At 47.1% G+C, this 13,389-nt stretch carries 10 protein-coding genes and 4 pseudogenes; 11 read left to right on the top strand and 3 right to left on the bottom strand.

Features of this window, described 5'->3' with window-relative positions:
* Positions 1-6: 6 nt before the first annotated feature.
* The 3 genes from Electrica_RS26230 (at position 7) to Electrica_RS26220 (ending at position 4,053) form a co-directional block, all read left to right on the top strand.
* The gene (locus Electrica_RS26230) at positions 7-1,122 is read left to right on the top strand and encodes a toxic anion resistance protein (protein ID WP_016241599.1); all 1,116 of its coding nucleotides are present in this window, start codon (positions 7-9) and stop codon (positions 1,120-1,122) included.
* A gap of 23 nt (positions 1,123-1,145) precedes the next feature.
* Positions 1,146-2,120, top strand: coding sequence for a hypothetical protein (locus Electrica_RS26225; protein WP_016241600.1), 975 nt, complete (start codon positions 1,146-1,148; stop codon positions 2,118-2,120).
* A gap of 806 nt (positions 2,121-2,926) precedes the next feature.
* Positions 2,927-4,053, top strand: a protein-coding gene (locus Electrica_RS26220; protein WP_085954994.1) for an IS3-like element ISSen4 family transposase whose coding sequence is annotated in 2 segments (ribosomal slippage) — positions 2,927-3,191 and positions 3,191-4,053 — 1,128 coding nt in all. Because the reading frame shifts where the segments join, the coding sequence is not laid out codon by codon here.
* A 242-nt stretch (positions 4,054-4,295) separates the two neighbouring features.
* Here Electrica_RS26220 and Electrica_RS26210 read toward each other — a convergent pair.
* Positions 4,296-5,000, bottom strand: coding sequence for an IS6-like element IS26 family transposase (locus Electrica_RS26210; RefSeq protein ID WP_001067855.1), 705 nt, complete (start codon positions 4,998-5,000; stop codon positions 4,296-4,298).
* 423 nt (positions 5,001-5,423) lie between these two features.
* Here Electrica_RS26210 and Electrica_RS26200 point away from each other — a divergent pair, with 423 nt between their 5' ends.
* The 5 genes and pseudogenes from Electrica_RS26200 to Electrica_RS26180 form a co-directional block, all read left to right on the top strand.
* On the top strand, positions 5,424-6,569 hold the full coding sequence (locus Electrica_RS26200; RefSeq protein WP_001325018.1) for an MlaE family ABC transporter permease: 1,146 nt from the start codon (positions 5,424-5,426) through the stop codon (positions 6,567-6,569).
* 5 nt (positions 6,570-6,574) lie between these two features.
* Positions 6,575-7,366, top strand: coding sequence for an ABC transporter ATP-binding protein (locus Electrica_RS26195; RefSeq protein WP_001325019.1), 792 nt, complete (start codon positions 6,575-6,577; stop codon positions 7,364-7,366).
* Position 7,367: 1 nt separating this feature from the next.
* Positions 7,368-8,306, top strand: a complete 939-nt coding sequence (locus Electrica_RS26190; protein ID WP_000449980.1) for an MlaD family protein — start codon at positions 7,368-7,370, stop codon at positions 8,304-8,306.
* Positions 8,306-8,947, top strand: a complete 642-nt coding sequence (locus tag Electrica_RS26185; RefSeq protein WP_000948259.1) for an ABC-type transport auxiliary lipoprotein family protein — start codon at positions 8,306-8,308, stop codon at positions 8,945-8,947. Before Electrica_RS26190 ends, Electrica_RS26185 begins: the two co-directional genes overlap by 1 nt.
* 347 nt (positions 8,948-9,294) lie before the next feature.
* Positions 9,295-9,586, top strand: a pseudogene (locus Electrica_RS26180) (serine dehydratase subunit alpha family protein); the annotation flags it as partial.
* A gap of 105 nt (positions 9,587-9,691) precedes the next feature.
* Here Electrica_RS26180 and Electrica_RS26175 read toward each other — a convergent pair.
* A protein-coding gene (locus Electrica_RS26175) for an IS1 family transposase (protein WP_223429336.1) occupies positions 9,692-10,389 on the bottom strand; the annotation gives its coding sequence in 2 pieces (ribosomal slippage) (positions 9,692-10,140 and positions 10,140-10,389; 699 coding nt in all).
* 56 nt (positions 10,390-10,445) lie between these two features.
* Here Electrica_RS26175 and Electrica_RS26170 point away from each other — a divergent pair.
* From Electrica_RS26170 to Electrica_RS26160, 3 pseudogenes are all read left to right on the top strand, one after another.
* Positions 10,446-11,348 (top strand): annotated as a pseudogene (locus Electrica_RS26170) (L-serine ammonia-lyase, iron-sulfur-dependent, subunit alpha); the annotation flags it as partial.
* 81 nt (positions 11,349-11,429) lie between these two features.
* Positions 11,430-11,948: pseudogene (locus tag Electrica_RS26165) on the top strand (PLP-dependent transferase); the annotation flags it as partial.
* Between the two features lie 56 nt (positions 11,949-12,004).
* A pseudogene (locus Electrica_RS26160) lies at positions 12,005-12,615 on the top strand (IS1 family transposase); the annotation flags it as partial.
* 45 nt (positions 12,616-12,660) lie between these two features.
* Here Electrica_RS26160 and Electrica_RS26150 read toward each other — a convergent pair.
* Positions 12,661-13,365, bottom strand: a complete 705-nt coding sequence (locus Electrica_RS26150) for an IS6-like element IS26 family transposase (protein ID WP_001067855.1) — start codon at positions 13,363-13,365, stop codon at positions 12,661-12,663.
* Positions 13,366-13,389: the final 24 nt, after the last annotated feature.

Here is a 13,389-nt window from a genome sequence, read left to right as displayed (position 1 = left end):
GATAACATGAAGATCATAAATAGTATTGATATATTAGATGTCAAAGTGGCTAAGGAATTTGATAAATATGCTGTTGATGTAAGTATGGAATCATCAATAAAAGATGCAGTCAGATCTTTCCAGATTGGTGATATTGATGCCGCGCATAACTTTGGACGATTGGAGGACACTACTGATATTAATTATCTTGATAACCTCCTTCTCAGCGTCAGCTCATCATCTCAGGGCAAGAAGGGAGAGACTCTGAATGAGATTGTTGCACTGGCTCGTGAAGTCAGTAATGCAGTCGAACCAAGTTATCTTCAAAAGAAACTGTCACGGATACCGTATGTTGGGCCTTTCATAATGAAAGCCATCGGTCTTCATTTTAGTGCAATGTCAAGATTTGATTTAGTTAAAGGACAAATCGATATTTTAACCTCGGATATCGAAAGCATATCGGAGGGGTTGTTTGAAATGAATAAAAATATTGATGGAATGTATGACCAAGCTTTAACTAGTGTAAAAAATACAGGGGTTAACATTGTAGCTGCCTATTACATTCTGGAGAAGTTACAAACAGTTCAGGCTTCTATTCGTAAGGAACTAAAAAATCAGCCTGATAATACCATGCTGAGCATGGAAGCAATGAATATTGAACATCAAATCGCCCTCATAACAAAACGTCGAAATGACATGATCACGGAACAACAAAAGGCATTTGAAGACCTAAAGATGATGAAAATGATGAAGTTCAATAACCTCTCGATGGTAGACCAGTTTGAAACTATTATTAAAGTAACGATACCATCTTCTAAACGCAGCCATCTTATTATTGACCAGGCCGAAAGGAGTGATAAAAGCTCATTACTGATTCAGGCAATTGGTGATTCTGTAAATCAACAAGCCAGACGTCAAGCTTTGTTAGTAAAAGAGAGCAGTATTCGTGTAGCCAAAACAGCTAATCGTACTGTATATGATGTTGAGACAATTGATTACATATCAAACCAGATCAATGAGGCCGGTCGAGAAATTAAAAAAATCCACGACCGAGCCAAGACGCAACATACCCAGCTTGAAGCTCGCGCAGCGCAATGGAAGGAGAAGCGTTTTATGGTAGCAAAAGAACTGTCTTCCAAATAATAGTTAAATTTAGAGGATGTGCTATGGCTAGAATCAGACAAAGTAATCCATATGATGATGTTGAGAATGCTATTAGACGGAAGCGTGATAGAGCTATATATTTTACCTTAGCTATATCTCTAATCTTCGCTATTATATTTCTAATATTATGGTTTTGTATTCCATCAGACATGCCAGTAGATGAGCAAGTCAAACAGGTTTCTGACGATATATTCAACATTCTACGCTCCAATGAGTTAGTTCCTGAAAATGCTTTTGATACGATAGGATCATTTATTTCCATATATGGAAGAGTTGGTGTGGGTGTATGTATATTGATTGTAATACTAGGGGCAATTATTAATGGGAATGGTTTACAACTTGAGATAATGACAAGTTGCATAGTATTGTTTGTAGGGTTTAATTTATTTATTGCTGCATTTGGTGATGAGCCTCATAATTATAAATACAATACCGACAAAATAAGTACTGCTATGAAAACTGGAGACTTGGACTCTTTGTATGAAATCTATGGAGACAGAGGGAGTTTACTAAGAAAGTCAGTTGAAAAAGCACTTGCAGATCCTAAACCAGCTACTGCAAAAAAACTGGGAGATATCGATGGCCTGTTACTCAGAGGTGTAATAATTACTGCTGAAAAAGTATCTGATAGCAATTATAAAAATCATCTTGGAAACTTGGTTTTGTTAATGCCTGAATATAAAGAGGATAGTGTCAAAGACAAAAACACACTGTTTGATTCACAACTTTATAAAGCTATTGATTACCATATTTATGACATTGGTTACAAGTCTGGTGCGCTTGCTTCAAATCCTCTTTCTGCTTGGAAGTCGGGAAATGATCTTAAATCCAATTATATTAAATATATTATAAAAAGTACTGCTCTAATATTTTTTATACTTGCCGTAATTTTTGTGGTGATTATACTGCTGACGGTTAGAAATGGCCGTAGGCTTACTTATTTGATAGAGTCTAATATTAAATATCTGTCGAAATAAAATAAAACGCCCCTGCGGAGTATATAGTAAAAACAGTGTCTATTCGCGTGTGAGTGAGTGACAGGGCTTTACATATAACGTCAGCGGCTTTCATTTCAAACGTACATACTGTGTATAATGGTATGTACGTTTTTTATTTGCGCCGAGTCCTTCGGCGGTAACCATTCATCCATGAATTTTTGTTCAGTGTTTAATTGCACCTTGTGAGTGCGACTTGTTCCAACAAGTCGGGAGAGATAGGAGTTACGTCATTGGTTTAGCAGGACGGGGATAGTTATTTGCGGCAAGTACAGAGTTGTCGCCGCATCCATGCGGCTTTGACAGTTCAGTTGTTCACTCATTGATTCACCTTCTTGATTAATTGCACTTAATTTACCACCACATTGCAACCGCTCCTTACCACGTGTTGCAAATTAATCGCACCACAACTTTCACGGAAAGTACCACTTCGTCGGATCTCGGCTTTGTGCCAAAAACGGACATTGACTTTGGCTGTTACTGAATTGCAGGTTTTAGTTAATCCACGAATAAATCTCCCAAACACCTGCACTATCCATCAACAGTATAAGCTGATTTAACGTTTAGTATTTCTTATTAAGTTTTTAACCACGGTCTTGCGGGCGCGAAACCGCTAGAGCGCTTACTTAGCGAAATGATGTACGCTTGGAAGCAATTGATTTAGCGTGGATTAAAGGTTAACTTCTTCTGAGTAAAATTCATAAAAGAAGGCAATAGTGACCTGCTCCCCGTTGATTAGTACACCCCGATGTTAGTAATGTCTTCATAAGCCACATGAGGACATCCCCATGAAGAAGCGTTTTTCCGACGAACAGATCATCAGTATTCTCCGCGAAGCCGAAGCCGAAGCTGGGGTACCCGCCCGTGAACTCTGCCGCAAGCATGCCATTTCCGATGCCACGTTTTACACCTGGCGTAAGAAGTATGGCGGTATGGAGGTGCCTGAAGTTAAGCGCCTGAAGTCGCTTGAGGAAGAGAACGCCAGACTCAAGAAGCTGCTTGCCGAAGCCATGCTGGATAAAGAGGCGCTTCAGGTGGCTCTTGGGCGAAAGTACTGACGACAGACCAGAAGCGGGAAGCCGTGATGTTGATGTGTGATGCGACCGGTCTGTCGCAACGTCGTGCCTGCAGGCTTACAGGTTTATCCCTGTCGACCTGCCGCTATGAGGCTCACCGTCCGGCTGCTGATGCGCATTTATCAGGGCGCATCACTGAGCTGGCACTGGAGCGCAGGCGTTTTGGCTACCGTCGTATTTGGCAGTTGCTGCGCCGTGAAGGGCTTCATGTTAATCATAAGCGCGTGTACCGGCTTTATCACCTCAGTGGCCTGAGCGTAAAACGCAGAAGACGTCGTAAAGGGCTGGCAACAGAACGTCTGCCGCTGCTCCGTCCGGCGGCGCCCAATCTGACCTGGTCGATGGATTTCGTCATGGACGCACTTTCCACCGGTCGCAGGATCAAGTGTCTTACCTGCGTCGATGATTTCACAAAGGAATGCCTGACGGTCACTGTTGCCTTTGGGATTTCAGGCGTTCAGGTCACGCGTATTCTGGACAGCATTGCACTGTTTCGAGGCTATCCGGCGACGATAAGAACTGACCAGGGGCCGGAGTTCACTTGCCGTGCACTGGATCAATGGGCCTTTGAGCATGGTGTTGAGTTGCGCTTAATCCAGCCGGGCAAGCCAACGCAGAACGGATTTATTGAGAGCTTTAACGGACGATTTCGCGATGAATGTTTGAATGAGCACTGGTTCAGCGATATCGTTCATGCCAGGAAAATTATTAATGACTGGCGGCAGGATTATAACGAATGCCGCCCGCACTCCACGCTGAATTATCAGACACCGTCTGAATTTGCAGCGGGCTGGAGAAAGGGTCATTCTGAGAATGAAGATTCCGACGTTACTAACTGAGTGTTGTATCTAATCGTGGGGGCAGGTCACTTGGTCGGTGCCATGACGCGACTATTTTCAGGTGATTGCTGATACAACTCACAACAGGCTTGAGCAATGTCGCTCTTTGCCGTTTCGTGGAAGTGAATAGCCCCCGTACTTAGTTTTTCAGGCACGATACCTTGATTAATGAGCTTGGAGTATTCAGGAAGGCACTGTTGCAAAGTTAGCGATGAGGCAGCCTTTTGTCTTATTCAAAGGCCTTACATTTCAAAAACTCTGCTTACCAGGCGCATTTCGCCCAGGGGATCACCATAATAAAATGCTGAGGCCTGGCCTTTGCGTAGTGCACGCATCACCTCAATACCTTTGATGGTGGCGTAAGCCGTCTTCATGGATTTAAATCCCAGCGTGGCGCCGATTATCCGTTTCAGTTTGCCATGATCGCATTCAATCACGTTGTTCCGGTACTTAATCTGTCGGTGTTCAACGTCAGACGGGCACCGGCCTTCGCGTTTGAGCAGAGCAAGCGCGCGACCATAGGCGGGCGCTTTATCCGTGTTGATGAATCGCGGGATCTGCCACTTCTTCACGTTGTTGAGGATTTTACCCAGAAACCGGTATGCAGCTTTGCTGTTACGACGGGAGGAGAGATAAAAATCGACAGTGCGGCCCCGGCTGTCGACGGCCCGGTACAGATACGCCCAGCGGCCATTGACCTTCACGTAGGTTTCATCCATGTGCCACGGGCAAAGATCGGAAGGGTTACGCCAGTACCAGCGCAGCCGTTTTTCCATTTCAGGCGCATAACGCTGAACCCAGCGGTAAATCGTGGAGTGATCGACATTCACTCCGCGTTCAGCCAGCATCTCCTGCAGCTCACGGTAACTGATGCCGTATTTGCAGTACCAGCGTACGGCCCACAGAATGATGTCACGCTGAAAATGCCGGCCTTTGAATGGGTTCATGTGCAGCTCCATCAGCAAAAGGGGATGATAAGTTTATCACCACCGACTATTTGCAACAGTGCCGGCAGATTTACCCGCTGATCTGGTTACACAGGCCAGTGCTTCTATCAGTGAAACCATTCAGGTGGTCAATAGCCTTGGTGGGGACGAGCATCTACTGAGCAGCGCCAAACTGGCCTTTTCTGCCTCACATAGTCTGGTATTAGGTACTGCCAGCGTACTGTTAATTCTGCTGGCGGTAGTCGTTTGGTTTACCCTGCCAGAGAGGAAAATACGGCAATTGGGCAAACAGCGTGCCACACCTCACTGATTAGGGTGTGGTTAACACTTCATTAATTAAACAGTCATTACTCTTACTTAACTGTGTGATATACCTATTTAGGGTTTGAAACATTAGAGTTTGAAATAGGTAAGGTCTGAGCAATGACTGAGCAAACGTCCCCCGCACAACTTGATCTCGATAGCGCGGCTCAGCCCCCCAGAGTTTATATCCGGGGGGACTGGGTGTTGGCGCATTACTGCGTTTTGGAGCCGCGCGTTGCGCAATTGCGCGCTAATATGCCCAGTGGGGGGGTATTTGATCTCAACCAACTGGGGGCGTTAGATACCGCCGGTGCAACGTTGTTAGCTCTGCTTCTGGGTGAGGACCGTGTAGCAAATTTACGCGAACTTGCGCCTAAATTGCCAGAAGAGCGGAGGATATTACTTGAAACGGTAAGCCATGTATTGCCTGACTTAACCCCTGAGTTGTCTGAAAAACCCACACGGTTTTGGCTTGAGATGCTGGCTAATACCGGCCGTTCGGTAGATAACTTATGGCAAGATATTAAGTCACTATTGGGCTTTATTGGTCTGGCGCTGGAAACCTTGCTGGGAACACTTTTTCGCCCCTCCCGCTGGCGCATTACCTCATTAATTGCCAATATTCAACAGATTGGCCTCAATGCTGTGCCGATCATTATGTTGCTCACCTTTTTGGTGGGGGCAGTTATCGCCTTTCTCGGTGCAACCGTACTCACTACTTTCGGCGCGGGCATTTTTACCGTCGATTTGGTGGTATTTTCTTTTCTACGTGAATTTGCGGTACTGCTTACCGCGATCCTGATGGCAGGGCGAACAGCCAGTGCTTTTACCGCTGAAATTGGCTTGATGAAAGCCAATGAAGAGATTGATGCTATCCAAACACTGGGCTTGAATCCGGTCGAACTGTTGGTGCTACCGCGCGTCTTGGCACTATTGATCTCTCTGCCGATGCTAACCTTTATTGGCATGGTTTGCGGTATTTTCGGTGGCATGGTGGTGTGTGCCTTAACACTGGATATCTCTCCCACTATGTTTTTGTCGATTATGCAAAACAGTAATGGGTTGCAGCATTTTCTGGTGGGAATAAGTAAAGCCCCTATTTTTGCTTTCCTGATTGCTATTATTGGCTGTCTGGAGGGGTTCAAAGTAACCGGTAGTGCTGAATCAGTCGGGGTTCATACCACCACCAGTGTGGTGCATTCGATCTTTGTGGTGATTTTGCTTGATGCCGTGGCAGCGCTATTTTTCATGGAAATGGGGTGGTGAGCCAAATGACGCAAGATGCAATCATTCAAATTCGCGATCTGGTTAACTGCTTTGGCGTACAGTGCGTGCATCAAGGGTTGAATCTTGATGTTAAGCGCGGCGAAGTTCTTGGCGTGGTTGGTGGCTCGGGTACCGGTAAATCTGTTCTGTTACGCAGTATTGTTGGGTTACGTCGTCCGACTGACGGGAAAATTCATGTTTTTGGCAAGGATTTAATGGCACTGTCAGGTCAATCCCGCGCCATGGTCGAGCGCCGATTCGGCGTATTATTTCAACGAGGCGCACTGTTCAGTTCTCTAACCGTGACCGAGAACGTGGCATTACCATTAATAGAAAACGCCGGATTACCCCGGTCTGAGGCTGAGCGATTGGCTCAGGTTAAACTGGCACTGGCTGGGCTACCGCCGGGCACTGGCAGTAAGTATCCAGCATCTCTGTCGGGTGGTATGGTCAAGCGTGTTGCGCTAGCCCGTGCCTTAGCACTGGACCCGGATATTCTGTTTCTTGATGAACCGACTGCGGGTCTTGATCCCATTGGTGCGGCGGCGTTTGACAGTTTGATCCGCACCCTGCGGGATGCCCTCAATCTAACGGTATTCTTGGTGACCCACGATCTGGATACGCTGTATACACTGTGTGATCGTGTGGCGGTGCTTTCGCAGAAAAAAGTGCTGGTGGTTGATACTCTGGATAAAGTTGCAGCGACTGATGATGGCTGGATTCAGGCGTATTTTCATGGCCCACGTGGCCGGGCTGCTTATCAGGCAGCGGCAATTAACAGTGGAGAGAGGTTGTAATATGGAAACCCGTGCTCATCATGTCGTTATTGGTTTGTTCACTCTTATTGTGGTGAGTGCCGCGCTGCTGTTTTGCCTATGGCTGACAAATTCCGGTTCTGATCGCCAGTTCAGATTGTACGATATCGTTTTCAATGAGCCTGTGAGTGGCCTGTCACAGGGTAGCACCGTTCAGTACAGCGGGATTCGAGTCGGTGAGGTGACGCAATTACGCCTGGACCGAGACAATCCGAATAAGGTTTGGGCACGTATTCGCGTTTCTGCATCTACTCCGATACGCGAAGATACCCAAGCTCGTCTCACCGTCGCGGGTATTACCGGCACCTCAAATATTCAATTCAGCAGTGGCAGCCAGACCAGCCCGTTGCTGGAGGGCAAAGATGACGAGGTTCCTATCATTATTGCTACCCCTTCGCCGATGAGCCAGTTACTGGCTAACGGTGAGAATTTCATGACCAATGCGAATGAAGTGTTGGTGCGTTTGAACCAGTTGCTGGCACCGGATAACCAGCAGCGCCTAGTAACGACACTGGATAATCTCGCGCTGGTCACCCAAACTGTGGCTGATCAACGTGGTGATCTCCGTACCCTGTTGCAGCAGTTGGCGCAGGCCAGTAAACAGGCTAATGAGACACTGACTCAAACCAATCGCCTGCTGCGTAATGCTAACGGCTTAATGGATGGGCAGGGGAAACAACTGGTCAGTGATGCCGCCAAAACCATGGCATCGTTGCAAAATACCAGTACCATCCTCAATAAATTGGTGAGTGAAAATAAAACCTCACTCAATAACGGGATGCAAGGGATGAATGAGCTGGGGCCGGCAGTAGATGAGCTGCGCAGAACATTAGCGACATTACGTGCCGCCGTTTCTCGTTTGGAAGAAAACCCAGCGGCCTTGTTGCGCGGCCGTGAAAGAACACAGGAGTTTACGCCTTAATGCTCTCTTTTAATGTGATGCGCTATGCAGGCCGCCGCGTGTGGCTATTGATGATATCCGGGGGGGCGATACTGCTCTCTGCCTGCACCATTTTACCTTCGGCCCCTGTATCACAAGTTTATCTTCTGCCGGTGCCACCTGCAGTCAGTGTGCCACACGCGCAGACAGTAAACTGGTCATTACGGGTTTCACAACCGGCGACGAACCAGTTTCTTAATAGCTCACGCATAGCGGTGCAGCCTCAGGGCCAGGAGATTGCGGTTTATAAAAACTCCCGTTGGAGTGATTCGGCGCCGATTTTGGTGCGCAATCGTCTTATTCAGGCGTTCCGTAGCGATGGGCGAATCCGTGCAGTCAGTAGCGACGATGATAGCTTGCAGGCTGATGTGGAGTTGAGTGGTGATCTGTCCGCGTTCCAAGGGGTATACCATGTTGGTAGCAGCGAAGTGCTGATCCGTTTTGATGCTCGGCTGGTAAGAATTTCAGATCGTAGGATTATTGCGACTCGCCAGTTTGACATTCGCCAACCGATAAAAGGTAACGAGATGAACGAGGTGGTTCAGGCCTTTGGCCTGGCCAGTGACCAGTTAGCCACTCAAGTGCTCAACTGGACGATGCAGCAATCCCCTGCGCAGGGTTGATATCTAAACCAGCACCGGTTGGTTTTATCTGAGGCGAGTTGGCAGTAGCTAACTCGCCTTTTTTATCGTCTAGTTTAATGATTCAAGGCGAATAATTGCGTCTAAGGGGAAAATATTCTCTTTATTGTTTTGTGATTAGTATCTCATTGAGTAAGGGATTAATGGTGTTTGAGTTATCTATTTCATTGTTTTTAATATGTTTTTATTTAAATTGTTCTGTGGTTATCTTTTTTGTTAAAGAGAACAATATTCTCCAAGCATTAAAAACAACAAGAAAATAGGAAAAGTATTTCTCCCCGTAAAACCCTAAGATAAAAATAATCCAAATCACTGATTAATTACTTCAAATGCAAAAAATAACACATCAACAATTACTCGATTGGTTGAAAAAGGAAGTGAAACTTTCATTAGGTTGTACTGAGCCTATTGCTATTGCGTATGCTGCCGCAGTGGCTGCTAAATATCTCAACGCACCGATATTAAAAATAACGGGGAATATATCGGAGAATCTGTATAAAAATGCGATGGGAGTCACTATTCCGGGAACAAGCTATTGCGGAGTCACTCTTGCGGCGGCAATAGGGGCTATTGGTGGTAACGCGGATGCCGATTTAGAAGTATTAAAAGATATTACTGCGACACAAATTACCGAAGCCTATATATTTAATGAATCAGGTAACGTGTGTCTAAACGCAGTAGATGCTACGGATTTTATTTTTATCGATATTAGGTAATGACTCCAACTTACTGATAGTGTTTTATGTTCAGATAATGCCCGATGACCTTGTCATGCAGCTCCACCGATTTTGAGAACGACAGTGACTTCCGTCCCAGCCTTGCCAGATGTTGTCTCAGATTCAGGTTATGTCGCTCAATGCGCTGAGTGTAACGCTTGCTGATTACGTGCAGCTTTCCCTTCAGGCGGGATTCATACAGCGGCCAGCCATCCGTCATCCATACCACGACCTCAAAGGCCGACAGCAGGCTCAGAAGACGCTCCAGTGTGGCCAGAGTGCGTTCACCGAAGACGTGCGCCACAACCGTCCTCCGTATCCTGTCATACGCGTAAAACAGCCAGCGCTGACGTGATTTAGCACCGACGTAGCCCCACTGTTCGTCCATTTCCGCGCAGACGATGACGTCACTGCCCGGCTGTATGCGCGAGGTTACCGACTGCGGCCTGAGTTTTTTAAGTGACGTAAAATCGTGTTGAGGCCAACGCCCATAATGCGGGCGGTTGCCCGGCATCCAACGCCATTCATGGCCATATCAATGATTTTCTGGTGCGTACCGGGTTGAGAAGCGGTGTAAGTGAACTGCAGTTGCCATGTTTTACGGCAGTGAGAGCAGAGATAGCGCTGATGTCCGGCAGTGCTTTTGCCGTTACGCACCACCCCGTCAGTAGCTGAACAGGAGGGACAGCTGATAGAAACAGAAGCCACTGGAGCACCTCAAAAACACCATCATACACTAAATCAGTAAGTTGGCAGCATCACCCGATATTACGCTATATAGTCTTAGTGATCAGTGCCGGGTAGTGATTCAAGGTAGCCATACTAATGTCACTGAAGTTTATATTAATAATATAAAGCAAATATTAGTCCGAGACCTAATTGCCGCCAATGATAGTGGGGTACTACCCGAATTTTCCCTTAACGACGCATTTAAATTTGTAACCGATGTCGCCGCTAAAGACATCATGTTTATGCTGAAAAGTGCTGAGATTAATACCGCGCTTTCTGACGAGGGGCAAAGGAAGAACTATGGTTTGAACGTGAGTGGCGCGTTGTCGCAAGCCAGAAAAAATGGCTTTATCAGCACTGACTTACTGAGTCAAATGTTGATCAACACCACTGCGGCATCAGATGCCCGTATGGGCGGCGCACCCTTACCCGCGATGTCAAATTATGGCTCTGGTAATCAGGGGATTACCGTGACAATGCCGGTAGTGACACTTGCCCGACATCTTAATACAGATGATGAAACACTGGCCCGGGCATTAGCGTTGGCCCATCTAGCCGCAATCTCAATTCATATGCGTTATACCCGATTGTCTGCATTGTGTGCGGCGTCAACGGCAGCAATGGGGGCGGCGGCAGGTATGAGTTGGTTATTGACCCAAGATTTTCAAACTATCTCCTACGCGGTCAGTAATATGATCAGTGATATTAGTGGCATTATTTGCGATGGTGCATCAAATAGTTGTGCCATGAAAGTGTCTACCGCTACCGCCTGTGCATTTAAGTCGGTGTTGATGGCGCAACAAAATAGTGTTGCAGGGGAGCGTGATGGCATTGTTTCCTGCGATGTTGAAGGTTCTATCAATAATTTATGTAAATTAGTGTTATCGCCAATGAGGCAAACAGATAAAGAAATTATCAGTATAATGACACGTAAATAAATATTACGGTTTAACCGCGTGGCCTAACGTCATTATTAATAATGATCGGCGGGCTATCGTTAAAATTTAAAGGGACAAATAATGAGCAAATCAAAATCGATCGCGACTCTGGTTATCCATGCCGGAGATCAAGTTGACCGGGGCAATAATGCTATTTTTCCACCGATTACTACCGCCAGTTCCTTCATTCAGCCAAATTTAGGCGAAGAAGGGGAGTTTTGTTATTCCCGTTGCAGTAACCCGACAAGATATGCATATGAAACCGCCTTGGCTGAGTTGGAAGGAGGTATCTATGCTACGGCAACCGCTTCCGGTATGGCAGCAACTGCACTTATATTGGAATTGCTACCTAAGGATTCCCATGTATTAGTAATGAAAGGGGTCTATGGCGGTACTTATCGGTTGTTTGAACGTCTGCGTAAACAAACTTCAGGTACGACATTCAGTTATGTCGATCTTAATGATCTGGCGTCAGTAGAGCGCCATATTCAAGAGAATACAGGTCTAATCTGGATCGAAACGCCCACTAACCCACTGTTGGAATTAGTTGATATTGAAGCAGTATGCCAGGTTGCCAAAAGCAGGGGCATAATGAGCTGCGGGTGATGCTGCCAACTTACTGATTTAGTGTATGATGGTGTTTTTGAGGTGCTCCAGTGGCTTCTGTTTCTATCAGCTGTCCCTCCTGTTCAGCTACTGACGGGGTGGTGCGTAACGGCAAAAGCACCGCCGGACATCAGCGCTATCTCTGCTCTCACTGCCGTAAAACATGGCAACTGCAGTTCACTTACACCGCTTCTCAACCCGGTACGCACCAGAAAATCATTGATATGGCCATGAATGGCGTTGGATGCCGGGCAACCGCCCGCATTATGGGCGTTGGCCTCAACACGATTTTCCGCCATTTAAAAAACTCAGGCCGCAGTCGGTAACCTCGCGCATACAGCCGGGCAGTGACGTCATCGTCTGCGCGGAAATGGACGAACAGTGGGGATACGTCGGGGCTAAATCGCGCCAGCGCTGGCTGTTTTACGCGTATGACAGGCTCCGGAAGACGGTTGTGGCGCACGTATTCGGTGAACGCACTCTGGCCACACTGGAGCGTCTTCTGAGCCTGCTGTCGGCCTTTGAGGTCGTGGTATGGATGACGGATGGCTGGCCGCTGTATGAATCCCGCCTGAAGGGAAAGCTGCACGTTATCAGCAAGCGTTACACTCAGCGCATTGAGCGACATAACCTGAATCTGAGACAACATCTGGCGGCACTGTTGCAAAGTTAGCGATGAGGCAGCCTTTTGTCTTATTCAAAGGCCTTACATTTCAAAAACTCTGCTTACCAGGCGCATTTCGCCCAGGGGATCACCATAATAAAATGCTGAGGCCTGGCCTTTGCGTAGTGCACGCATCACCTCAATACCTTTGATGGTGGCGTAAGCCGTCTTCATGGATTTAAATCCCAGCGTGGCGCCGATTATCCGTTTCAGTTTGCCATGATCGCATTCAATCACGTTGTTCCGGTACTTAATCTGTCGGTGTTCAACGTCAGACGGGCACCGGCCTTCGCGTTTGAGCAGAGCAAGCGCGCGACCATAGGCGGGCGCTTTATCCGTGTTGATGAATCGCGGGATCTGCCACTTCTTCACGTTGTTGAGGATTTTACCCAGAAACCGGTATGCAGCTTTGCTGTTACGACGGGAGGAGAGATAAAAATCGACAGTGCGGCCCCGGCTGTCGACGGCCCGGTACAGATACGCCCAGCGGCCATTGACCTTCACGTAGGTTTCATCCATGTGCCACGGGCAAAGATCGGAAGGGTTACGCCAGTACCAGCGCAGCCGTTTTTCCATTTCAGGCGCATAACGCTGAACCCAGCGGTAAATCGTGGAGTGATCGACATTCACTCCGCGTTCAGCCAGCATCTCCTGCAGCTCACGGTAACTGATGCCGTATTTGCAGTACCAGCGTACGGCCCACAGAATGATGTCACGCTGAAAATGCCGGCCTTTGAATGGGTTCATGTGCAGCTCCATCAGCAAAAGGGG

It is taken from the genome of Klebsiella electrica (assembly GCF_006711645.1).
In the GTDB taxonomy this organism is placed as follows: domain Bacteria; phylum Pseudomonadota; class Gammaproteobacteria; order Enterobacterales; family Enterobacteriaceae; genus Klebsiella; species Klebsiella electrica.
This window is presented reverse-complemented; position numbering and strand designations above follow the sequence as displayed.